Below are 24,151 nucleotides of genomic sequence, written 5' to 3' on the forward strand. Positions count from 1 at the left end.
GATATCGATGACACTGACGCGCAAACCTTCGCGGCACCGCACGCCCGGCAGCGGCCCGACCATGGCCGATTTGGCGGAGTTGGCCGGCGTTTCCGCGATCACCGTCTCACGTGCGCTCGCCAACAGCCCTTTGGTGAATGCGGAGACGGCGGCGCGTGTGAAGGCGATCGCCGAGGCGCAGGGTTATGCATTCAACGTCAGCGCGCGCAACCTGCGACTGCGCAGCAACCGCACCGTCGCAGTGATCGTCGAGATGAAGCCCTCGCAGGATCGGCGCATGTCGGATCCCTACCCGCTCGACCTGCTCGGCGGGATTTCGCAGGAACTCGCCTCGGCTGGCTATTGCGTGCTCCTATCCACTCGTCAAGGCGGTGATGCCGCAGCCGTGCGCGGCGCCGATGCGGTGATCCTGCTCGGCCAGGGCGCGCACGAGGACGCGGTGGAGACCGTCGCGCGCTGGCACCTGCCGATGGTGGTCTGGGGCGCGCAGGTGCCGCACGACGCCCATGTCACCGTCGGCAGCGACAACCGCCGCGGCGGCGCGCTGGCCGCGGAGCGTTTCGTGGCGCTGGGACGGCATCGCATCGCCTTCCTGGGTGATATCGCGCATGCCGAGGTGGCCGCGCGCCTGGCCGGTTTCGAGACGGTGCTCGCCGCCCACAAGCTCAAGGTCTCACAGGCCAAACCGGCGGCCTTCACCGTCGCCGCCGGCGCCAAGGCGACCCACACCCTGCTCGAACGCCAGCCGCAGATCGACGCCCTGTTCGCCGCCAGCGATTTGCTGGCGATCGGCGCCGTCCGCGCGCTCACCGAGCGCGGGCGGCGCGTCCCGGACGACGTTTCCGTGATCGGCTACGACGACACTCCGCTCGGCGCCACCTACGTGCCGGCCCTGTCCTCGGTGCACCAGAACCTGCACGAGGGCGGCGTCCTGCTGGCCCGCAAGGCGCTGGCGCTGATCGAGGGGCGGGAGGTCGAATCCGAGATCCTGCCGACCAATCTCGTAGTCCGCGCGACCTGACCGTATCGGCCGTTGAACGGGCCCCGCCCAACCGCCTTCCGGCATCTTGACATCGATAACAATGGCCCTCTAGCGTGCGCGCCTGACGGCCGGCACTTCGCCGGCCGTCCAGTACCAACGCCATGACGACGGGGATTGGGTGGACGCAAGACCAGCAGACCCGGCGCACGGCCGGTCACAACACGAGAATCACCCCGACCGGGCCGCCAGCGACGCGGGCTGGTCCCTGCGTCAAACCCGTTACGACCCCGATGGCCGCGCCCGAGACGAATCACTGTTCGCCCTGGCCAACGGCTCGCTGGGCGTGCGCGGCAATTTCGAGGAATCGGTCAGTGGCAGTGACGGCTGCTTCCTCGCTGGCGTGTACGAGCGCCACCCCATCGAATTCCACGAACGCCTGCCCGGTTTCGCCCGCAACACGGACACCCGCGTGCCGGTCGCCGATGGCAAGCACATCGCCATCCTCCTGGATGACGAACCGCTCGACACCGCACAGTGCGAATGGCTCGATTTCGAGCGCACGCTCGACCTGCGCAGCGGCTGCCTGCGCCGCCGCTCGCGCCTGCGCACGCCGCAGGGCGCGACGCTGCAGATCGAGAGCGAACGCCTGGTCTCGCTGGACGCGGACGTGCTCGGCATCCGTTTCAGCGTCACCTCCATCGATTACAGCGGCCCGCTGACGCTCGCCTCCACTATCCGCACCGGCCAGCGCCCCGCGCGCCAGGGCGACGATCCGCGCATCGGCGTGGTCGGCAGCCATCGGCTCGACACGCTCGCCGTCGCCGCAGATGCCAACGTCGCCAGCCTGGCGCAGCGCACGCGGCAGAGCGGCATCGCGCTGTGCTGCGCGCAAACGCACCGCCTCGACGGCGGACCGCTCGTCTTCCTCGATGCCGAACTGGAAGACCACCGCGCCGTGCAGCGCTTCCGCGCCGAACTGCGGCCGGGACAGAGCGCGGCGCTTGAGAAGTTCGTCGCCTACGCCAGCAGTGGCGAAGGCGTCACCGATGCGCTCGCGCCCGTGGCCGATGCCATCGCGCTCGCCGTCGAAACCGCGAATGGCGGCTACGCCGCTCTCGCGGCCGCGCAGGCGGCGACCCTCGACGCGTTCTGGCGCGATGCCGACATCGACGTCATCGGCGATGCACGCACTCAGCTGTCGCTGCGCTTCAACCTGTTCCACCTCATGCAATCGGCCAGCCGTGATGCGCGCAACGGTACCGCCGCGAAAGGACTGACCGGCGAAGGCTACGAAGGCCACTGCTTCTGGGATACCGAAGTCTTCGTGCTGCCGGTGATGCTGTACACCGCGCCGAGCATCGCGCGCGCGATGCTCGGCTACCGCTATCGCACGCTCGACGCCGCGCGCGCCAACGCGCGCGAGATGAACCATCCACGTGGCGCGCTGTATCCCTGGCGCACCATCGCTGGCGCCGAATGTTCCGCACACTACCCGAGCGGTTCGGCGGCGTATCACATCAATGCCGACATCGCCTACGCGATCGGCCTGTACCTCGATGCCACCGGCGATACCGGCTTCCTGCTCGAAGGCGGTGCCGAGATGCTGTTCGAGACGGCACGCATCTGGCCGCAGGCCGGTCATTTCGATCCGCTGCGCGGCGGCGCGTTCGGTATCCACGACGTCACCGGCCCCGACGAATACACCGCGCTGGTCGACAACAACTTCTACACCAACCGCATGGCGCAGCGGCACCTGCTGCGCGCGGTGGCGGTGTGGGAAAGCCTCTCCGCCTCGCATCCGCGAGAACTGCGGGCACTCGCCGAACGTCTGTCGCTGGCCCAGGAGGAAATCGATTTCTGGCGCCGCGCCGCCGAAGCGATGCAACTGCCGGTTGACGCCAGGCTCGACATCCTCGCGCAGGACGACACCTTCCTGCACAAGCCACGCTGGGATCTGACCGATCACAACCATGATCGCCCACTGCTGCTGGATTTCCATCCGCTCACGCTTTACCGGCATCAAGTCTGCAAGCAGGCCGATGTGGTCATGGCATTGGCGCTGGCCGGCGATGGTTTCGACGCCGGTCTCAAGCGCCGCAGCTACGACTACTACGAAGCCATCACCACGCACGATTCCACGCTGTCGCCGGCGATCCACGGCATCGTCGCCAGCGAACTGGGCCTGCACGAAAAGGCGCTGCATTACTTCACCGAGGCGCTGCGCGTCGATCTCGATGACTTGCACGGCAACACTGACCACGGCGTGCACATGGCGGCGATGGCGGGCAGCTGGCTTGGCGTCGCCTGGGGCTTCGCCGGATTGCGCGTGATCGATGGCGAACTGACGTTCACACCCACCCTGCCCGCCGGCTGGAACGGCTATCGCTTCGGCGTGCACTGGCGCGGCCGGCGCCTGCGCATCGACGTCGCGAGCGATGGCGTGCGCTACCGCCTGAGCGGCAGCGATGCGCTGCGGATCGATCACGGCGGTCAATCGCTGCTCCTGCAACCGGACGCCGAAACGCGCGCGCCGCTGCACCTCCACGCCGCGGAGGCACCGTGAGCGGCGGCGTCTTTCCCCGCTACTGCCGTGCCCTGATTTTCGATCTGGACGGCGTGCTGACCGACACCGCCGAACTGCACTACCGCGCCTGGAAACGGCTCGCCGACGAGATCGGCGTCCCGTTCGACGAACGCGTCAATCTGCGATTGAAAGGCGTCGATCGCGCGGCCTCGCTCGACATCATCCTCGAACGCGCCACACGCAGTTACAGCGCGGAAGAAAAGCACGCGCTGACCGATCGCAAGAACGGTTACTACAAGAGCGCCATCGCCACGTTCGGCAAAGAGAACCTGTTTCCCGGCGTCACCGAATTGTTACGCGAGGCACACGCCAAAGGCCTGCGCACCGCGCTCGCCTCGGCCAGCCGCAACGCGCCCGCCCTGCTCGATCGGCTCGGCATCGCCGAGGTCTTCGACGCCATCGCCGATCCCGCGCAGGCGCGCCCGAAACCCAGCCCCGATCTGTTCCTGGCCGCCGCATCGGCGTTGGGCATCGCACCACAAGACTGCATCGGCATCGAGGACGCGGCCGCCGGTATCGCCGCGATCAAGGCCGCCGGCATGGCGGCGATCGGCATCGGCGATCCCGCGGATCTGGCACAGGCCGACGCGGTATTGCCGCGCATCGGAGATCTGCGCCTGGAGGAATTCATCCTTCAAGAACACTAACGCGCCAAACACATAACGCGGCACACAAGACCGCGAGTGTCATTACAACAACATCACCCAGTGGAGGGAGCAACATGAGGCACGTCAACACCATTCGAGACAAGCATCTTCGAGACAGATTGTTCGTAGCACTGTCCGCCGCGATCACCGCCACGCTGCTGCCGATGGCCGCATCCGCGCAATCGACCGATCCAGCCCCGGCCGCGCCCGCGCAGGCACAACCCGAAGAGAAAAGCGAAGCCACGACCCTCGACACCATCGTGGTCAGCGGTACCGCGCAGTTCAAGGGATTGCGCAAGCGCGACACCAGCTTCTCGATCACCACCGCGACACCGGAGCAAATCCAAGAAGCCGTTCCGCAGAGCACCGCCGATCTGCTGAAGATCGTGCCCGGCATATGGGCCGAATCCACCGGCGGTGGCACCGGCGCCAACATCTTCGTGCGCGGCATGCCGTCGGAAGGCGATGCACCCTTCGTCACCGTGCAGTTGGACGGCTCGCCGCTGTTCCCGCCACCGACACTGTCCTTCCTCGAAAACTCCACGCTGTTCCGCACCGACGACACCATCGAGCGTCTTGAAGTGCTGCGCGGCGGTTCCAGCCCGATCTTCTCCAACGGCCAGCCCGGCGCCACCGTCAACTTCATCCAGAAGCGCGGCCAGGACGAACCGGAAGGCAGCGTGCGGCTCACCGTGGGCAGCGACAACCTGCGCCGCCTCGACGTCTTCACTGGCGGCAAGATCGGCGAAGGCTGGTATGCCAGCTTCGGCGGCTTCTACCGCATCACCGATGGTGTACGCGATCCGGAATTCCCCGCCGACAACGGCGGCCAGTTCAGCGCGACGCTGTCCCGGCGCTGGGATACGGGCGAGGTCAACTTCTACGTCCGCCATACCGACGACAACAACGCGTTCTACACCGCCATTCCGCTGCTCTCGCGCAACGGCGGCAAGAGCCTGTCGAGCTTCCCGGGCTTGAACGCGCAATCCGGCACCTTGCTGAGCCGGGATTTCCGCCACGTCACCCTGCCGGTGGGTCAGAACGGCGAGACCATCACGCGTGATCTGGCTGACGGACGCGGCGTCAACATCAGCGTCTTCGGCGGCTCGCTGGACTGGAACATCGGCGACTGGACCATCAGCGATCACTTCAACTGGATGGGCGGTGACGCTCCGACCAACGCGCTGTTCACCGGGCCGAGCCCGCGCACGATCTCCGACTACATCGCCTCGTTCGGCAGCACCGGCACCGCGACCTACACCAACGGCGGCGGCGCGGTCGATCCCAACCAGCAAGTGCTGACCGCCGGCTGGTGGGTGGTCGACAAGGAGCTGAACTCCTTCACCAACGATCTGCGCTTCAGCCGCGAGCTGTTCGAAGGCAATACGCTGACCTTCGGCTCCTACTACGCCAAGTACTCCTCGCGCGACACCTGGTATCTGGGCAACGACATGCTGCTCACCGCCGAGAATCATGCCAGGCGCATCGATGTGACGCTCGACGACGGCCGCCGCGTCACCAACAACGGCTTCGTCGGCACCTCGTTCTTCGCGCTGCGCGCCAACTACGACGGCGAGAACACCGCCTTCTTCGTGGCCGACGAGTGGCAGATCAACGAACGCTTCCGCCTCGATCTGGGCGTGCGCTACGAGAAACAGGAAGTCGACGGCATCGTGCACGACACGGCGACGGTCGACCTGGATGGCGATCCGAACACGCTGTACGACAACAACACCTCGGTGTCGCTGCCGACCTTCCGTCGCATTGATCAGACCGACGACAAGATTTCCTGGACCGCCGGCCTGAACTTCAAGCTCAACGACAACAACAGCCTGTTCGCGCGCGTGAATTCCGGCTTCAAGTTCCCGGGCTTCGACAATCTGCGCGACAACGTCACCGAAATCCAGGAAGTGGATCAGTACGAACTGGGCCTGAAGTCGGGAAGCCAGCTGTACGACCTCTACCTGACCGCGTTCTACAACAAGTTCAAGAACTCGCCGTTCCAGGCGTTCGTGGGCAACCAGAACGTGCTGCGGATGGGCGACTCGCGTGCTCGCGGCGTGGAAGTCGAGGGCGCGATCCGCCCGGTCGGTGGCCTGGAACTCGCCCTGACCGGCGTCTGGCTCGATGCGAAGTACCGGAACTACGAGGACTTCACCGGCAATCAGGTGATGCGCCAGCCCAAGAAGCAGTTCCGCTTCACGCCGAGCTACTACTGGACGCTGCCGTTCGGCGATCTGAAGGTGTTCGCCACCTATTCGTACATCGGCGATCGCTATGCGGATCTCGCCAACGAGCAGTTGCTGCCCTCGTATCACACGCTGGATGCCGGCGCGAGCCTGCATTACGGCGATCACTGGGAGTTCACCGCCAGCGGCAGCAACGTCACAAACGAGTTGGGCCTGACGGAAGGCAACGTGCGCGTGGAAGGCGGCGGGACCGGCGGCGTGTTCCTGGGACGGCCGATCGCGGGACGCTCCTATCAGTTCTCCGCGGCTTATCGTTGGTGAGATTGCCCTCACGCCCCCTCTCCCGCACGCGGGAGAGGGGATTTCGCGTCGAGTCTTAAGTCGAGTCCTAAGCGGCCAGTCGCTTGCCGCTGGTGCTGTCGAAGAAGTGCATCCGCGCTTCTTCGTATCCGAGATGCACCGTCTGTCCCACCGTTGGCAGGTTGTACGGCGGCAGGCGCACGACAAGGTCGCAGCCGCCGCAGCCGAGGTTGATGTAGGCCTCGCTGCCGACCGGTTCCACCGTTTCCACTTTCGCCGGCAAACGGCCGATGTCGCCTTCGTGACTTAGATGCATGTCTTCCGGCCGCAGGCCGACTGTCAGTTCCTTGCCCACGTACGACTGCAGCAGCGCGCGCATCGCGGCATCAGGTCTAAGTGGAAGCTCCACGCCTTCGGCGATACGCAAACGCAGACCGTTCTGCGCATCTTCGAGTAACGGCCCGAACAGCAGATTCATCTTCGGGCTGCCGAGAAACGTGGCGACGAAAAGATTGGCGGGCTTCTCGTACAAGGCCATCGGCGTGTCGATCTGCTGGACCTCCCCTTTGTCCAGCACCACGATGCGCTCGCCGAGGGTCATCGCCTCGACCTGGTCATGCGTGACATAGATCATGGTCGTGCCAAGGCGGCGATGCAGACGCGAGATTTCGACACGCGTGCTCGCGCGCAGCTTCGCATCGAGGTTGGACAGCGGTTCGTCGAGCAGGAACACCTGCGGCTGCCGCACCAGCGCACGCCCGAGCGCGACGCGCTGACGCTGTCCGCCCGACAGCGCGGCGGGCTTGCGGTCGAGCAGCGCATCCAGTTCCAGCGTCTTGGCGGCATCGGCGACGCGCGACGTGATCATCGCCTTGTCCTGGCTGCGCAGCTTCAGGCCGAAGGCGAGGTTCTCCGCCACCGTCATGTGCGGATACAGCGCGTAGCTCTGGAACACCATGGCGATGTCGCGGTCCTTCGGCGCCACCTCGTTCACCACGCGCCCGCCGATCCTGAGCGTGCCGGAGGAGATCGTCTCCAGCCCGGCGATCATGCGCAGCAGCGTCGATTTGCCGCAGCCGGATGGCCCGACCAGGACCAGCAGTTCGCCGTCACCGATCTCGAACGAGGCGCCGGCCACACCGACGAAACCATTGGGGTAGACCTTGCGCACTTGTTCGAGCTGGACACTGGCCATGCGTTCTCCGCTTGTTCGGGACGGCTTGTTCGATTTCGCATTTCCCGCCATTGGTGACGCTCGGGCATCGCAGGCATCTCGCATTAAGGGCTTCAACCCGCGAAACTGCACCCGTTCACCCTTACATTCGGCCGGAACATTGCGGTATTCTGGCATGTAATCGTTTTCATGCCACTGTGCCGAACAAATCTAAGAGGATTCTGGCTGATGAGCCAAGCGCAAGAAGAAAAAGACCCGTCCGCTTTGAAGTTCCCGAAAGGCTTCCTATGGGGCGCCGCCACGGCCGCCCACCAGATCGAAGGCTCTCCGCTGGCCGATGGTGCCGGTCCCAGCATCTGGACCCGCTTCGCGCACACCCCCGGCATGATGCTCAACGGCGACACCGGCGACGTCGCCTGTGATCACTACCGGCGCTGGAAGGACGACGTGAAGCTGATGCGGGAACTGGGCTTGCAGGCCTATCGCTTCAGCGTCTCCTGGTCGCGCATCCTGCCCGAAGGCACGGGGCGGGTGAACCAGGCCGGTGTCGATTTCTACTCGCGCCTGGTCGACGAACTCCTCGCCAACGGCATCGAACCGCTGCTGACCCTCTACCACTGGGACCTGCCCGCCGCGCTCGACGACCGCGGCGGCTGGCTCAATCGTGAGAGCGCCGACTGGTTCGCCGAATACGGCAGCGTGCTGTACCGCGCGCTCGATGGCCGCGTGAAGAAATGGGTGACGCTCAACGAACCCTGGGTGATCACCGACGGCGGCTATCTGCACGGCGCGCTCGCGCCCGGCCACCGCAGCAAGTACGAAGCGCCGATCGCCAGCCACAATCTGATGCGCGCCCATGGCGCCGCCGTGCAGGCCTATCGCGCCGAGGGCAAGCACGAGATCGGCCTGGTGGTGAACATCGAGCCGAAATACCCGGCCACCGACTCCGCCGAGGACGCGGCGGCGGTGAAGCGCGCGCATGCCTACATGAACGAGCAGTACCTGCACCCCGCCCTGCTCGGCCATTACCCGCCGGAGCTGAAGGAGATCTTCGGCGACGCCTGGCCGGACTGGCCGGCCGAGGACTACGCGCTGATCAAGCAGCCGCTCGACTTCGTCGGGATCAACTACTACACCCGCAGCATCACGCGCGCGGCCGAAAGCTACCCGCTCAACACCGGCGTGGTGCGCAACCCGCTCGGCACCTACACCGAGACCGGCTGGGAAGTCTTCCAGCAGGGCCTCGTCGACCTGCTGCTGTGGTTCAAGAAGACTTACGGCGACCTGCCCGTGTACATCACCGAGAACGGCGCGTCATTTTTTGACCCGCCGGTGGCCGACAACGGTCGCGTGCGCGACCCGCTGCGCATCGACTACCTGCGCAAGCACATCGGCGCCATCCACGACGCCATCGAGGCCGGCGTGGACATCCGCGGCTACATGCTGTGGTCGTTCCTCGACAACATGGAATGGTCGCTCGGCTATTCCAAACGGTTCGGTATTGTCCATGTCAATTACGGAACGCAGGAACGTACACCGAAAGACAGCGCGCGCTGGTATTCTGAGGTGATCGCCACGCACGGCACCAAGCTGGCGGACCCTCTTCCCTACTGACCTTCCCCACTTCGGCGAGGAACCCCGCTCCTCATGCACGACACCCTGCTGCTCTTCGGCGCCACCGGCGATCTCGCGCAGCGCTACCTGTTCCCGTCCCTGCAACATCTGTTGCGTGACCGTCTGCTCCCCGCCACCTTCCGCGTGGTGGCGGTGGGCCGCAGCGAATACGACAACGACGGCTTCCGCGCCTGGCTGCGCGAACGCATCCAGAACGACGACGATCGCGAGACGCGCGCGCTGGAAGACCTGCTCGGCCGCATCACCTACTACGCGCTCGACCTCAACGATGCCGACGCGATGGCGAAGACGCTGTCGCAATACGCGGACCGCCCGAGCGTCAGCTACCTCTCCACGCCACCCGACCTGTTCGCGCCCGCCTGCCGCGGCCTGAAGGCGGCCGGACTGCTGGAAGGCGAATCGCGACTGGTGCTTGAGAAGCCGATCGGCCGTGATCTCGCCTCGGCGCGCGAGATCAACAACACGCTCAAGTCGGCACTCGACGAGAAGCGCATCTTCCGCATCGATCACTACCTCGGCAAGGCGCCGGTGCAGAACCTGCTGGCGCTGCGCTTCGGCAACACGCTGATGGAAGCGGTGTGGCAGCATCGCTGGATCGAATCCGTCGACATCCTGGTCGCGGAAACCGCTGGCGTCGACGGCCGCGAAGGCTACTACGCCAACTACGGCGCGCTGCGTGACATGGTGCAGAACCACATGCTGCAGCTGCTGGCCCTGATCGCGATGGAACCGCCGGCCGCGCTCGATGCCGACAGCGTCCGCGACGAGAAGACCAAGGTGTTGCGCGCGTTGCGTCCGATGAGCGCCGCCGACGCCGCCATCGACAGCGTGCGTGGCCGCTACAGTGCCGGCGTGGTCGATGGCGAGGCCGTCAAGGGCTTCACCCACGACAGCGATGTCGAAACCTTCGTCGCCCTGCGCGCCTGGATCGACAACTGGCGCTGGGCCGGTGTGCCGTTCCGCCTGGTCACCGGCAAGCGCATGCCCTCGCGCACGACCGAAGTGTTGGTGACGTTCAAACCGACCTCGCACTGGGTCTTCGAACGCCCCAGCAAGAAGCGTGCGCGCTCCAACCGACTGCGCATGCGCCTGCAGCCGGAGGAGACGATCGAACTCGGCCTGATGGGCAGCCTGGCCGCGCCGGAATGGGGCGCGACCGAACTGCAGCCGATGTCGCTCGATCTCAGCATGTCGCCCACACCGCATCGCCGTATCGCCTACGAACGGTTGATGGTGGACGCGCTCAAGGGCGACCAGACGTTGTTCGTGCGCGACGACGAAGTCGAAGCCGCATGGCGCTGGATCGACAGCATCAGCGATGCCTGGCGCGATGCCTCCACGCCGGCGCAGGAATATCCGGCGGGGTCCTGGGGACCCTCGGCCGCCTCCAGCTTTCTGCCCGCGACGTTGTCCGGAAACGGACACAGGAAAAAGGCCACATGAGCGCCGGCACCAGCGGTTCTGGGCGCCGCACCCTGTTGGCCGACATCGGCGGAACCAACGCCCGCTTCGCGCTAGCCGATCCCGACGCACCGCTGCCACTGCTCACCGACACCGTACAGAAGTACGCGGTCACCGACTTCCCGTCGCTCGGCGATGCCGCGCAGCATTACCTCGAACAGACCGGGGTCGCCTCGCAGGCCGATGTCGAAGTGAAGCAAGGGGTTTTTGCGATCGCGGGACGTGTCGAAGGCGATGTCGGACGCATCACCAACCACCCGTGGGTGATCTCTAAATCCCGGACCTGTGAGACGCTTCATTTCGACCATCTCGAGTTGGTCAACGACTTCGCCGCGCAATCGATGTCGATCGTGCTGCTGCAGACCGATGACGTGGTGCCGGTCGGCGGCGTCGCCTGGCGTCCCGATTCCGAGCCGCGCGATCGCGTCTACGCGGTGATCGGCCCTGGCACCGGACTTGGCGTCGGCGTCCTGGTCGTGCGCGGTGGAGAACATTGGCCGATCGAGACCGAGGGCGGCCACGTCAGCTTCCCGCCCGGCACGCCCGAAGAAATCGCCATCCTCGAACGCCTGTCGGCGCAGTTCGGGCGCGTTTCCAACGAGCGCCTGATCTGCGGCCCTGGGCTGGTGAACATCCATCGCGCGTTGTCCGAAATCGCCCGCACCGATCCCGGTCCGATGACGCCGGAAGACATCACTGCGCGCGCCGCCCAGGGCGATCTGCTCTGCATGCGCAGCATCGACGTGTTCTGCGCCGTGTTCGGCGCGATCGCCGGCGATCTCGTGCTGACGACCGGCGCCTGGGACGGCGTCTTCCTCACCGGCGGACTGGTGCCGCGCATGCTCGACGCCCTGCGCCGTTCCGGCTTCCGCCAGCGCTTCGAGCACAAAGGACGTTTTTCCTCGAACATGGCGCGCATTCCCTCGCTCGCCGTGCTGCATCCGCATGCCGGATTGCTCGGGACGGCCGCGATCGCTCGCCGCATCGCCGCCAAACCGCAATGAACGCGAAGGATCCCCATATCGAATCCTTGAGCGGCGATCCGCGCGTGCGCTTCCTTGCCTTCGACTCCGTCGAACAATGGGCCGCGGCCAGTGCCGCGACATTGTCGGCCGAACTGCAACGTAAATTGCAGCAGCAGCCGCGCGTGCGGTTGCTGTTGTCCGGCGGCAGAACGCCCGCTCCCGCATACGAACTTCTCGCGCGTGAACCGCTCGATTGGCAGCGGGTCGATGTCGGCCTCGTCGACGAGCGCTGGCTGCAACCCGATGACCCTGACAGCAACGCCCGCTACGTGCGCGAATCGCTGTTGCGGGACAAGGCCGCCGCCGCGCGCTTCGAAACCATGACATCGCCCGGGCGCAGCATCGACGATGTGATCGCCGCCGCCAATCTGCATGCGAAGCAGCCGGCGGATATCGTCACGCTCGGCATGGGCGAGGATGGCCATACCGCCTCGCTGTTTCCCGGCATGCGCGGATTGGCACAGGCGTTGACCTCTCCGCAGGCCTACATCGCCGTCGACGCGACCGGTTGTCCCGTCGCTGGTGCCTGGAACCGCCGCATCAGCCTCACGCCCGCCGGACTGCAACCCGCGAGCACGCGATTGCTGCTGATCCGTGGCGAGTCAAAACGCAAGATCTTCGAGCGGGCGCTGCAAGGCGACGACCCGACGGAATTGCCGATACGCATTGCATTCACCACGCCAGGCGCATCATTGCTGGTGCATTGGTGTCCGTGATCTCCTCGCGGAAATACCGGCTCCCGCCGCGCTAAAACCCCCACCAAAGCCTCATCGCCGCCGCCCATGAGCCTCCATCCCCGCATCGCCGCCGTCACCGACCGCATCCGCAAGCGCAGCGCGCCTTCGCGTGCGGCGTATCTCGCCGGCATCGACGCGGCCCATCGTGAAGGCCCAACGCGCACGCGGCTGTCCTGCGGCAATCTCGCGCACGGCTTCGCCGCGTGCGGGCCGACCGACAAGGGCCGTCTGCGCGCGGATGTCACGCCCAACCTCGCCATCGTCAACGCGTACAACGACATGCTCTCGGCGCATCAGCCGTTCGAGACGTATCCGGCGATGATCCGCGAGATCGCGCGGGAACTGGGCGCCACCGCGCAGGTCGCCGGCGGCGTGCCGGCAATGTGCGACGGCGTGACCCAGGGCCGCGCCGGCATGGAACTGTCGCTGTTCTCGCGCGACGCGATCGCGCAGGCGACGGCGATCTCGCTCTCGCACGACATGTTCGACAGCACCCTCTACCTCGGCGTCTGCGACAAGATCGTGCCGGGCCTGCTGATCGGTGCCCTCGCCTTCGGTCATCTGCCCGCCATCTTCGTGCCCGCCGGCCCGATGACGCCCGGCATTCCCAACAAGAAAAAGGCGGAAGTGCGCGAACGCTACGCCGCCGGCGAGGCCACGCGCGAGGAATTGCTCGAAGCCGAAGCCGCCTCGTATCACGCGCCCGGCACCTGCACCTTCTACGGCACCGCCAATTCCAACCAGGTGTTGCTTGAAGCGATGGGCGTGCAATTGCCCGGATCTTCCTTCGTCAATCCCGGCACGCCGCTCCGCGATGCGTTGACGCGCGCGGCCACTGAACGCGCGCTGCGCATCACCGCTCTCGGTGCGGACTATCGGCCATTCGGACGTTTGATCGACGAGCGCGCCATCGTCAACGCCCTCGCCGCTTTGATGGCGACCGGCGGCTCCACCAATCACACGATCCACTGGGTCGCGGTCGCGCGCGCCGCCGGCATCGTGCTGACGTGGGACGACATCGACGTGATCTCGCAGACCGTGCCATTGCTGGCGCGCGTCTATCCCAACGGCGACGCCGATGTGAACCGCTTCGCCGCCGCGGGCGGCATCCCGTTCGTGTTCCGCGAACTGCTCGATGCCGGTCTGATGCACGAGGACATCGCTACCGTCGTGCCCGGCGGCATGCGTGCCTACTGCGACGAACCGCGTTTGCAAGACGGAACGCTCGCCTACTCGCCCGGCATCGCCGACAGCGCCGACGAAAACGTGGTGCGGCCCGCCGCCAATGCCTTCGAAGCACAGGGCGGACTGCGACTGCTGCGCGGCAACCTCGGACGCTCGCTGATCAAGCTCTCGGCGGTGAAGCCCGAATTCCGCACGATCGAAGCGCCCGCAGTGGTCGTCGACACACCGCAAGCCTTGAACAAGCTGCACGCCGCCGGCAGCCTGCCGCAGGATTTCGTCGCCGTGGTGCGCTACCAGGGCCCGCGCGCCAACGGCATGCCTGAACTGCATTCGCTGGCACCGCTGCTCGGCATGCTGCAGAACCAGGGCCGCCGCGTCGCGCTCGTCACCGATGGCCGTCTGTCCGGTGCTTCCGGCAAGATTCCCGCCGCGATCCACCTCACACCGGAAGCCGCGCGCGAAGGTCCCATCGGCAAGCTGCGCGAAGGCGACATCATCCGCCTGGACGGCGAGGCCGGCGTGCTCGAAGCCCTGGTCGACGCCGACGAGTGGAATGCACGCACGCTCGCGCCCAATACCACGCCGCATGCGCAGGACCTCGGGCGCAATCTCTTCGCGTACAACCGCGCCATGGTCGGCCCGGCCGATCGCGGCGCGCTGTCGATCTCCTGCGGCCCACCCTCGGCCGACGGCAGCGTGTGGGAGTACGACGCGGAATACGAACTTGGACACGATGCGGCCGCCGCGGAAGCACCGCATGAAGCCAAGGATGCCTGACGCGCGACAATCATCCGCGCCATCACCGCACGCCCCCACCACTCTCACAGCCCTCACACGATGACCATCGAACAAACGCAGCAGAAAGCCGAAACACTGCTCCGTGCCGCCGGCATTCTTCCCGTCGTGACCGTCGACAGCGTCGATCAGGCGAAGCATCTGGCCGATGCGCTGTTGAGTGGCGGCCTGACCAGCATCGAACTCACCCTGCGCACGCCCGTGGCGATCGATGCGCTGGCGGCGCTGAAGAAAACGCTTCCCGATATCGTCATCGGCGCCGGCACCGTGCTCACGGCCGATCAAATTCGCGCATCCATCGATGCCGGCGCGGACTTCCTGGTCACGCCCGGAACTCCGCCCGCCTTGGCCGATGCGCTCGCACAAGCCTCGATTCCGGCCGTGCCGGGCGGCGCCACTCCCACTGAATTCCTCTCGCTGATGGCGCGCGGCTTCCGCGTCTGCAAGCTGTTCCCGGCCAGCGCCGTGGGCGGTCTCACGATGCTGAAAGGCCTCGCCGGACCGCTCGCCGGTCTGAAACTCTGTCCGACCGGCGGCATCAGCGAGGACAATGCCGCGGAATTCCTCGCGCAGCCGAACGTCGTCTGCATCGGCGGTTCGTGGATGGTGCCCAAGACCTGGCTCGATGCCGGTCAATGGGACAAGGTTCGCGAAAGCGCGGCGCGCGCCGCCGTCATCATCAAGAACGCGGCCGGTTGAGCCTGTTTTCGCGGCTCAATCCTTATTTTCCGGAACACCGCGCGTGAATCGGATGGCATAGCCATCGCCGTGCCAGGCCCACGCCTGCAGCGCAAACCAGATCACCAGCAACAAACCGAGTTGCCACTCCAGCGCATTCTCGACGCGGTCGTGCGCCGCATCGCTCAGCGCGAAGGTCGAAGCAACACTGACGACACCGAGCGCCAGCATCACCACGCAAACCGATGTCATGCCAACGGATAGACGGCGCGGCAATCGTCCCTGTCGCATCGCCAGATGCATGAACCCCAGCTGCGCCAGGAAACCGAAACCGAAGAAGACGGTCACGCCGTAGCGGCGCAGGAAACGATAAGTCTCGCCTTCGGTACCCAGGAACGTGGCATAAACCGCGAGCGCGAATGCGGACACGAGGCCCAACACCAGGAAAATCCTTTCACCCGCCCTGCCTTCCGGTGTGCGCAGCCATTCGCGCGCCGACCACCAGTTCGCCGCGACCAGCAAGGCGCAAGGCAGCACCATCAGACGGAATAGATGGTTCCCCAATCCATGACGCGCGGCGCGGCTGATCGAAGTGCAGCCTTCCAGATACGGCACGCAAAATGGGATGTATCCCGTCTGCACCGAAATCCACCAGGCCAGATGCACGGCGACCATCAGGATGACGGCGACGGCAAACGGCAGCGGCCAGAGCGGGATGATGCGCGGGCTCATCAGCGCAAGATAGCGCATTCGGTGACGCTTCTGATCGAGGCTCCGTCGGAACGCTATTTCCCTGCGATCTTCACCTTGGCAGGCAGTTCATGGATGCGCAGTTCGTTGTCTTGCCATGATGCCGGCTTACCGTTGATCGTGGTGTTGCCAGGCGTTCCCGCATAGGGCCACGGCAGCACCAGACCGCCTTGCGGTAGACGCAGGCCCTCGCTGATCTCCAGCGTCACTCCACCATCACTATCCTTGCGCAGCGAGTAACTCAGCTCCCCTTGCGCGGTGCGCATGTCACGCACCTCGATGCCGCCACCGTCGAGCCAATCGGCCGGAACGCCGGCCGCCAGCACCAGGCTGTCGTCGATCTCGCGGGTATAGGCGAACATATCCAGCGCTGAACGGACGAAGTCCGATGCCACCCACGCATGCGGCAGGTCACCAACAAAGAACGGTTTACGCGGTGTGTGCGATACCACTTCCGCCCATTGGTTCCAAGCTTGCGGCGCGCGGTCCTTGAAGAAGAACTCGATAGCCTCCCACGCACGCTCGCGCCAGCCCAGGCGCACGAAGGCGGCGACGTTGCGCCACTCATAAGGCGTGTAGTCCTTCCATTCCCGCTTGCCGTCGCGGCGCTGCACGAATTCGCGCCAATAGCGCTCGAATCCGTTGCGTAGAAGATCCGGCGGCAGTCTGCCCTGTTCACCGCCGGGCGCCAGCGCGATCGTGGTCGAAGTCGGATCGAAGTCGCCGAGTTCCGCAGAGCCAGGAAGATAATCGATCTTGTGCAGTTTGGCCGCCGCCTGCAGGGACACATACAAATCGTCACGGAACTGATCCCGTGATGCCGCGAAGCGCTTCGCATCTTCCGGCTTGCCCAGCCATTGCGCGATCTCGACGGCATCCTTGTAACCACGCAGCGCCCAGAAATTGTCCCAGTACGAATGCATTGGCTTGGCCGAATAGCCTTCATGACTGATCGACACCGGCATCATGCCGTAGAACGCGGGGTTCTTGGCCCGATTCGCTTCCGTACGCTCGCTCAGGCGCAGCTTCTCCATGTAGTCGAAGGCGCCGACCACATGCGGCCACATCTTTTGCAGGAATGCCTTGTCGCCGTCATAACGATAAAGCTCGGCGATATTGAAGATCAGCTCGCCGTGACTATCGTTTTCCGGCACCGGATCGCTGCCGCGCGAATCGACGCAACACGGCACCATGCCATCGTTGAACTGGAACGGCGCATACCAGTCGACATAGTCGCGCACCACATCTTCCCGTGCCATGCGCAGGAGACCTTCCGAGATCATCGCTCCGTCGCGAATCCAGCTACGCGCGTACGAGCGCGTTCCCGGCTGCAAACGCGGCCCGATGCGGGAGATGAGCATGTGCGCGGTCGCGGTACGCAAGGTATCGATCAGATCCTGCCCCTGCGCTGGCACCTGAATCTGCACGCGATCGAGCTTTCCGTGCCATTGCGCAGAAACGTCAGCCAAAGCACGAGCAGCATCGAAATGTGCGACATCCGGGAAATCACCGGTCAACGGCGCCACCCACGAAAACTCGCGGCTTTCTCCAGGTGCCAGCTGTAGTTCGTATACCCATGCGCCGGATGCAAGCTTTGTCGGATCCTTGACGGCGGCGGAAACCCGCGGATACTCCTCCGTCAAGCGCTCCACGGCGATTCCTTCATCGAACGTCTGCGAAAAGTGCGCATCCGCGCTTTGCAATGCACGCACGCGGACCTTTCCATCGATTTCCACTGCCCGCTCTCCGACATGCAGCGTCGTGATCGGACTGAAACCGCCAATGGTATTGAGGAACTGACTAGGCGGATTGACCTGCAACGGACGCACGGCCAAAGCCAGCGCAATCTTGCGCGATTGCGAAGCCGTGTTGGTCAGCTTGTACCGAGCCACCAATTGCGAGCTGGGAGCGTCTCCTTGCACGAACGCCGTCGTTTCAAGGGTGAAGGCCGCATGCTTCCAGGTCGCGGTAGGGATCGGCAGATAACCATCACGCAACGACTGGGACGTTTCCACATCGTTCCATGTCACCAGCTTGCCGGCATCGAGCACGAACGGTTCGATGCTGAAGCCGCCCTTCCCCACCTCGATCGCGCCATCTTCGCCGATCAGTCCTTGTTCGAGACCGCCATCGATGCCAACGATCGTCCAATAGGGTTGTTCACCACTGAAGCCTCGCGGATACCAGCCACGCGGTGAATTCGCGGCAACCGATTTGATGAAATCGTTCGGTATCGCCGCATATGACAATGGTTGCACGGCGATTTCCGCCAGTGCCGCTTCGCGTCCCGCGGCGGGCTCCAAGACAAGACGCAGATAACGGGCTTCGGACTCCGGCAACGCGATATCGTCACGACCGCCGTTGCTTCGACGCACCTCGCGCACTTCACGCCAACCATTTCCGTCATCCGAAACCAGCACCCGGTAGTCCGGAACAAATGTTCCCGGCATCCAGTTCAACACCAGCCCGCCGAATTCGCGCACACGGCCCAAGTCAAGGGTCAAGGCGGGATTTTCGTTCAACGCGACCTGCCAAGCCGTTTCCGGTTTGCCGTCGATCGCATTTCCGGCACCTGCCGCGGAAACCGTGGCTGTCGCGTCTCCGCGCAGCGGGGAATCATCCTGCTTCGACAATAACTCCATTTCCAGATCGTCGAAACAGACCGAGCCTTTTCCGCCGGCGCTGTTATAGATCGTGAATTCAAGCTTGGTGCTTCGCCTCAAGACACGATCCGGATCTGGCCCCCAGGCTTTGTCGATGTGACGCTTCTTGTAGCGAACCTCGGTCCATTGCTTCGGAAACTCGTACTTCGGTCGATTGACCCACCAGACGTTGTCGCCGCTGGCATCGATGAATTTCATCTGCAGGTCGTTCGCTGGCGAATCGCCACGAAGCCGGAATGAGAACGCGTAATTTTCTGGGTAGTCGATCGCGAGGTTGCGCTGGATGCCGGCGTAGCCGGAGACGCCGTTGAAATCGTAGTCCAGGCAGAGGGCGTCGCCCTGCGCGCTTTCTACTTTTCTCAAGGTCGCCGTGACTTGGTTCGAAGTCACTACACGCCATGCTGAAGTGTCGTCAAAACCATCGAGCTGGCGCTTGCTGATCGTCTCCTGAGCATGGGCGGTTGCCATGGACAGGGTTAGTGCGACTATGGATACGATTCTCAACATAAGCTTCTTGTGTGTTGGTGCGCCATGGCTGCTGCCTTCCATGGCGCGGCAATACGGGCTGCGGATCGTTCCAGCCCGGCCATCCATGACCGGGCGTTCGGGGCCGCGGCCGATGCCGATAGGGCATCGACCAAGCGCGGCCCCTCACCCCTTCACGCTTCCAAGCAAGAGTCCTTGGATGTAATGCCGTTGCAGCACCAGGAACAACAGCAGCACGGGCACGATCGTGACCACCGACCCCGCCATCATCAATTCGTTGTCCTGCACGTGTTCGCGCGAGAGCGAGGCCAGCGCCACCGGCAATGTCTGCAGATCCTGATTGCTGAGCACGATCAACGGCCACATGAAATCGTTCCATGCGCCGAGGAAGCTGAAGATCGCCAGTGTCACCAGGATCGGCTTCAACACGGGCAGCACGACCTGGAAGAAGATGCGGAACTCGCCCGCCCCATCGATGCGCGCCGCTTCCAGCAACTCGTCCGGAATCGAGCGCGCGTACTGTCTCACCAGGAAAATTCCGAAGATCGCGGCCATGCCGGGAACGATCGCGCCCGCATAGGTATTCACCAGTCCCATCGTCTTCAACAGCAGGAACAAGGGCATCATCGAAACCTGTGCCGGAATCACCAGCGCCGCGAGCAAAGCGCGGAACGTCCCTTCCCGCCCCGCGAACTTCAACTTGGCGAAGGCATATCCCGCCATGGTATTGAACAGCAGCGACAGCAACGTCACGCAAGTCGCGACCAGGAAGCTGTTGACCAGATAACGCCCCATCCCGGCCTTTGCGAACAGTTCGCGATAGTTGTGCAGCGTGGGTTCCGCCGGCAGCAACGGGGGTGGAAAATGGCCCGCCTCGCCCGTCTGCATGAACGAGACGGACAACATCCACAACAGCGGCGCGAGACTGAACACGGCCAACGCGATCAGCAATGCATTGATGACAGCCGTGGCAAAGCGATGGTTCATATCACTCCGCCCCTTTGCGTCGCGCGAACCAGAACAGACCGCTCGACACCGCCGTCATCAGCGCGAACAGCAGGAACGCCACGGCGGAAGCATTGCCGAGGTTCCACCATTTGAAGCCTTCCTCATACATCAGGTACAACACGCTCTTGGTGCTTTCCAGCGGCCCGCCCTGCGTCATCACGTAGGGCTCGGCGAACAGCTGGAAGTAACCGGCCATGGTGAGGATGCTGACCAGCAGCAGGATCGGCCCCAGCATCGGTAGCGTGACGTGCCGGAATTGTTGCGGACCCGAAGCACCGTCGATACGCGCGGCCTCGTACAGATCTTCTGGAATCGCCTGCAAACCGGCCAGGAAGATGATCATGTTGTAGCCGAAGTTCTTCCACACCGCGAAGACGATGATCGCGGGCATCGCCCAGTCCGGATCGCCCAGCCAGTCGATCGGATCGACACCGACCAGCGACAAACCGTAATTGATCAGGCCGTAGCGGGTATGGAACAGATAGCGCCAGATCACCGCCACCGCGACCACCGTGGTGACGACGGGTGCGAAATAAGCCGTGCGGAAAAAACCCTTGAAGCGCCCGAGCCTGGAGTGCAGCAGCAACGCCGCCCCCAGCGAAATCGCGATCGAGAGCGGCACCCCCACGATGACGAAATACAAGGTATTGCCAAGGGTTTTCCAGAACAGCGGATTCCTCAGCAAGCCGAGATAATTGTCGAAGGCGACGAACCGCAGGTTATGGATATCCGCCAGCGCGTAGATGTCGAAATCGGTGAGGCTCAAGCCCAGCGCCGCGATCACCGGCAGGAAGAAGAAGACGCTGATCACGAGCAGCGCCGGAGCGGCGAACATCCAGCCGGCGACGCCCGACTTCATGGCTGCGCTCCCGCCGTGACGCGATGCGCCAGCATCCACCGCCGTTTCTCCAGAATCTTGTCCGCGCGCCGGTCCAGTTCCGCCGCCGCTTCATCGACCGTCAGGCGGTCGTTGGCCAGCTGCTCGCCGATCACGCGCAACTCGGTGGCAATGCGCTCCCACTCCGGCACTTTCGGTGTTGGCCGCGCACGCTCGAGCTGGATGCGATAGGCACGCGCATACGGATCGTCCGCCAGCGACTTCGCCTCCCACGGCGAACGTCTCGATGGCAGATTGCCAGTGATGCCATGAAATTTCACCTGCACTTCCGGCCTCGACAGATAGGCGATCAACTTCCATGCCGCCGCCTTGTGCTTGGAAGTGCGGAACACGACGAAGCTGGTACCGCCGGCCACGGAAGCACCCGGTCCGTCCGGACCTGGCAACGGCATCGTCATCCACGATTTCGCCAATTCCGGCGGCAACCGCTTCTTGAATTCGGCGATGTTCCACGGTCCATTGATGTAGAAGGTGTAGTAACCGTTGCCGAATTCATCCCAGACGTTCGAGATCGCGGTATTGGCGACCTTCGGCGCCCAATTGTTGTCGAATATTTCCTTGTAGAACGCCAGGGTCCGTTTGAACCCGGCGCTACGGAAATTGCCGTAACGCCCACCGTCGCGCAGGAGCGGCTCGTCCTGTTGAATCGCAAGATTCAACAAGGGCTCATACTCATTGACCGGGAGCAGGATCGCATAACGCTTCGGCCCAACCATGCGCTTGATCGCCGCCAGCGCCGTGCTCCACTCGCGCCAATTCGCCGGCGGCTTGGTGATTCCCGCTTCGCGCAGGAGATCGGTTCGATAGAACGGCAAGCGCGTTTCCACATACCAGGGGACTGCGTATGTTTTCCCATCGATCACACCGCTGTCCCAGGCGCTCGGATAGAAATCATTGACGCCGAAGCCTGCGGTCGCCTTGATTTCGGCATCCAGCGGTTCCAGCGCATCGAGTTCCGCGAACTCCGGAATCCAGGTGTTTCCGATCGGTGTCACATCCGGCAGCGAATCTCCCGCGAACGCGGTCAACAGTTTTTCGTGAGCGGACAGCACCGGCATCTGCTGCAACTGCACGTCGATCTCCGGATGCAGGCGTTCGAACTCGCGCACGATCGGCACGATCGCCTCACCTTCATACCCCATCACCCAGAACTTTACGACTTCGCGGCCCTGGTCATTCCGGCCGCAAGCGGATGCCGCCAGAAGCACGCCACATAGCAACAATCCGCGCATCATGCACGCGATCACGGACGATCGACGTTCGCCCTTCGCGCCCATCGAGAGCCTATTTAGATTCTGCCGCGGGCTTTGCACGGCTTTCGGGTTGCTTGTCGGGCTTTGGAACCGCCTTTCCGTCGCCGTCCTGCTTGGTACCAGCGGCCTTGCCCGCCTCGGCTTTCTTCTCGACTTCATCGAGCCAGCCGCCGGTGAACCCCGCGCGCTTCAGGCCTTCGCGGATGTAGGGGCTTTTCTTCATCCTTTCCCAGACAAAGCCGTTCCGATAGTTCGCGATCATCGTCAGGATCGGCCCCTGGTCGATGCCGATGTAGTCGCTCGCCACCCATCCCTTGTCGGGCACGAGGCGTCCGGTCTTCAAGGGGATGTCGTAATTGAAGCTGGGATTGAAAGCGTCCAGGAATCCGTAGCTGGAATACAGGAAATCACCGTAGCGTTCGTGCATCGCCTGCGTAGCGGGAATCACGATCTCCGGCGCGAACGCCAGCGAGGCAATCGCAGCGGTCGGCGCGATCGTGCCGTCGTCGAAGGCATCACGCAGTCCCGCGCCGCGCGCACTGTAGTGGCGGAATTCTCGCTGTTCGCCGTTGTATTCCAGCATGCCGCGCTGTGGGCCGTCGCTGGCGGTCAACCCCCAGACGTCTTCGCCGTAATCCTTCCACTTCATCGGATTTTCGATCGCATAAGTGCGCTGCGCATACGTCGCGCGCCGGCTGTTCTCGAAATAATCCATGTCGCGTGCACGCATGTAGTCGTCGCGGATACCGCGAAGGTCGAGCCACGCCTGCGTGTACTGATGCCAGAACTGCGGTGCATAGCTGATGTACACCTCGCCCTCGAACTGACCCCAGCAGTGGTCATAATCAGCTGTCCAAGCCGGCCAGGCCTCCGCGCCGATCGGATGCGTGGGCGAACCGAGCGCGAGGATGTACACCATCATCGCCTCACTGCAGCCGTTCCAGTCATGGCTGATGAAGCCGTTTTCCGGATACCAACCCATCGAGATCAGCGGCGGGCGCTTCTGCAGCCAGGGCCACTCGACGCGCTTGTACAACATGTCGGCGAGCTCCCGGATCTCCTTTTCGCTGGCGTTATCCTGATCGTAGTACTGCTGCGTGAACAGCACGCCCAACATCAGCAGAGCGGTGTCCACGCTCGACAGCTCCACCCAGGGGGCGCGGCGCGTACCGTCCTGCATGTCGAGGAAGTGGTAGTAGAAACCTTTGTAACCGGTGCGGCCTTCCTTTTGCGGCCCCATCTTGGCATCGCGGAAGAAACGCAGCGTCACCAGCGTGCGATCGATCGCCTGTCGGCGACTGATCCAGCCATTCTCGACACCGATCGGATACGCCGTCAGTGCGAACCCGATCGAAGCGATGCTGGCGAACGGACGCGACGGGAAGCGGTCCGGCGTCATTCCGTTGGCTTCGTTCGTCGTATCCCAGAAGAACTGGAAAGTGCGCCGCTCGATGTCCTTGAACAGCGGCGGCAACGGAGGCGGTCCTTGCGGCGTCTCCGGTTGCGCGGACTGCGGCGAAGAACTCATCTGCTCAGACGCAGACTTGTCTGGAGTTTTCGAAGATGAAGACGAAGACGAAGAGGATGATGAAGGCGTGCTGGGCGCGCCCTCTTCCCGTTTTTCGCATCCGGCAAGCAACACCACCGCCAGCACGCATAAGACCTGGATGTAGCGGAAGCTGCAAGAACACATCGCGGGGA

General features: G+C 64.1%; 17 protein-coding genes. 10 read left to right on the plus strand and 7 right to left on the minus strand.

Features of this window, described 5'->3' with window-relative positions; all coding sequences use genetic code 11:
• Positions 1–7: 7 nt before the first annotated feature.
• The 4 genes from LG367_RS06615 (at position 8) to LG367_RS06630 (ending at position 6,723) form a co-directional block, all read left to right on the plus strand.
• A complete protein-coding gene (locus LG367_RS06615; protein WP_226468429.1) occupies positions 8–1,021 on the plus strand; it encodes a LacI family DNA-binding transcriptional regulator in 1,014 nt (337 codons plus the stop codon).
• Between the two features lie 139 nt (positions 1,022–1,160).
• Positions 1,161–3,545, plus strand: a complete 2,385-nt coding sequence (locus LG367_RS06620) for a glycoside hydrolase family 65 protein (protein ID WP_226468430.1) — start codon at positions 1,161–1,163, stop codon at positions 3,543–3,545.
• Entirely contained in the window at positions 3,542–4,213 is a 672-nt protein-coding gene (pgmB, locus tag LG367_RS06625) for a beta-phosphoglucomutase (protein ID WP_226468431.1), read from the plus strand. The genes LG367_RS06620 and pgmB overlap by 4 nt, the downstream gene beginning before the upstream one ends.
• Before the next feature lie 164 nt (positions 4,214–4,377).
• Positions 4,378–6,723: a TonB-dependent receptor gene (locus LG367_RS06630; RefSeq protein WP_226468629.1), complete on the plus strand. Its 2,346-nt coding sequence runs from the start codon at positions 4,378–4,380 to the stop codon at positions 6,721–6,723.
• Between the two features lie 67 nt (positions 6,724–6,790).
• On the opposite strand, the gene LG367_RS06635 is transcribed toward LG367_RS06630, so the two are convergent.
• Positions 6,791–7,897, minus strand: coding sequence for an ABC transporter ATP-binding protein (locus LG367_RS06635; protein WP_226468432.1), 1,107 nt, complete (start codon positions 7,895–7,897; stop codon positions 6,791–6,793).
• 207 nt (positions 7,898–8,104) lie between these two features.
• On the opposite strand from LG367_RS06635, the gene LG367_RS06640 reads away from it, so the two are divergent.
• From LG367_RS06640 to LG367_RS06665, 6 genes are all read left to right on the plus strand, one after another.
• Positions 8,105–9,490 carry a GH1 family beta-glucosidase gene (locus LG367_RS06640; RefSeq protein ID WP_226468433.1) on the plus strand — a complete coding sequence of 462 codons (1,386 nt, stop codon included), beginning with the start codon at positions 8,105–8,107 and terminating at the stop codon, positions 9,488–9,490.
• 33 nt (positions 9,491–9,523) lie between these two features.
• Complete coding sequence (gene zwf, locus LG367_RS06645) at positions 9,524–10,954, plus strand: glucose-6-phosphate dehydrogenase (RefSeq protein ID WP_226468434.1); 1,431 nt, start codon at positions 9,524–9,526, stop codon at positions 10,952–10,954.
• Entirely contained in the window at positions 10,951–11,976 is a 1,026-nt protein-coding gene (gene glk, locus LG367_RS06650) for a glucokinase (protein WP_226468435.1), read from the plus strand. The genes zwf and glk overlap by 4 nt, the downstream gene beginning before the upstream one ends.
• Complete coding sequence (gene pgl, locus LG367_RS06655; RefSeq protein ID WP_226468436.1) at positions 11,973–12,713, plus strand: 6-phosphogluconolactonase; 741 nt, start codon at positions 11,973–11,975, stop codon at positions 12,711–12,713. The genes glk and pgl overlap by 4 nt, the downstream gene beginning before the upstream one ends.
• Before the next feature lie 66 nt (positions 12,714–12,779).
• On the plus strand, positions 12,780–14,696 hold the full coding sequence (edd, locus tag LG367_RS06660; RefSeq protein WP_226468437.1) for a phosphogluconate dehydratase: 1,917 nt from the start codon (positions 12,780–12,782) through the stop codon (positions 14,694–14,696).
• A 60-nt stretch (positions 14,697–14,756) separates the two neighbouring features.
• Positions 14,757–15,413, plus strand: coding sequence for a bifunctional 4-hydroxy-2-oxoglutarate aldolase/2-dehydro-3-deoxy-phosphogluconate aldolase (locus tag LG367_RS06665; RefSeq protein WP_226468438.1), 657 nt, complete (start codon positions 14,757–14,759; stop codon positions 15,411–15,413).
• A 15-nt stretch (positions 15,414–15,428) separates the two neighbouring features.
• On the opposite strand, the gene LG367_RS06670 is transcribed toward LG367_RS06665, so the two are convergent.
• The 6 genes from LG367_RS06670 to LG367_RS06695 form a co-directional block, all read right to left on the minus strand.
• Positions 15,429–16,142: a hypothetical protein gene (locus tag LG367_RS06670; RefSeq protein ID WP_226468439.1), complete on the minus strand. Its 714-nt coding sequence runs from the start codon at positions 16,140–16,142 to the stop codon at positions 15,429–15,431.
• Positions 16,143–16,177: 35 nt separating this feature from the next.
• Positions 16,178–19,312, minus strand: coding sequence for a discoidin domain-containing protein (locus tag LG367_RS06675; RefSeq protein WP_425490934.1), 3,135 nt, complete (start codon positions 19,310–19,312; stop codon positions 16,178–16,180).
• A gap of 144 nt (positions 19,313–19,456) precedes the next feature.
• The gene (locus tag LG367_RS06680) at positions 19,457–20,278 is read right to left on the minus strand and encodes a carbohydrate ABC transporter permease (RefSeq protein WP_226468440.1); all 822 of its coding nucleotides are present in this window, start codon (positions 20,276–20,278) and stop codon (positions 19,457–19,459) included.
• Position 20,279: 1 nt separating this feature from the next.
• Positions 20,280–21,158, minus strand: coding sequence for a carbohydrate ABC transporter permease (locus tag LG367_RS06685; RefSeq protein ID WP_226468441.1), 879 nt, complete (start codon positions 21,156–21,158; stop codon positions 20,280–20,282).
• Positions 21,155–22,339, minus strand: coding sequence for a sugar ABC transporter substrate-binding protein (locus LG367_RS06690; RefSeq protein WP_226468442.1), 1,185 nt, complete (start codon positions 22,337–22,339; stop codon positions 21,155–21,157). Before LG367_RS06690 ends, LG367_RS06685 begins: the two co-directional genes overlap by 4 nt.
• A 142-nt stretch (positions 22,340–22,481) precedes the next feature.
• Entirely contained in the window at positions 22,482–24,143 is a 1,662-nt protein-coding gene (locus LG367_RS06695) for a glucoamylase family protein (protein WP_425490928.1), read from the minus strand.
• Positions 24,144–24,151 lie beyond the last annotated feature (8 nt).

The sequence above is a fragment of the Luteimonas panaciterrae genome, assembly GCF_020511115.1.
Classification (GTDB): Bacteria; Pseudomonadota; Gammaproteobacteria; order Xanthomonadales; family Xanthomonadaceae; genus Luteimonas; species Luteimonas panaciterrae.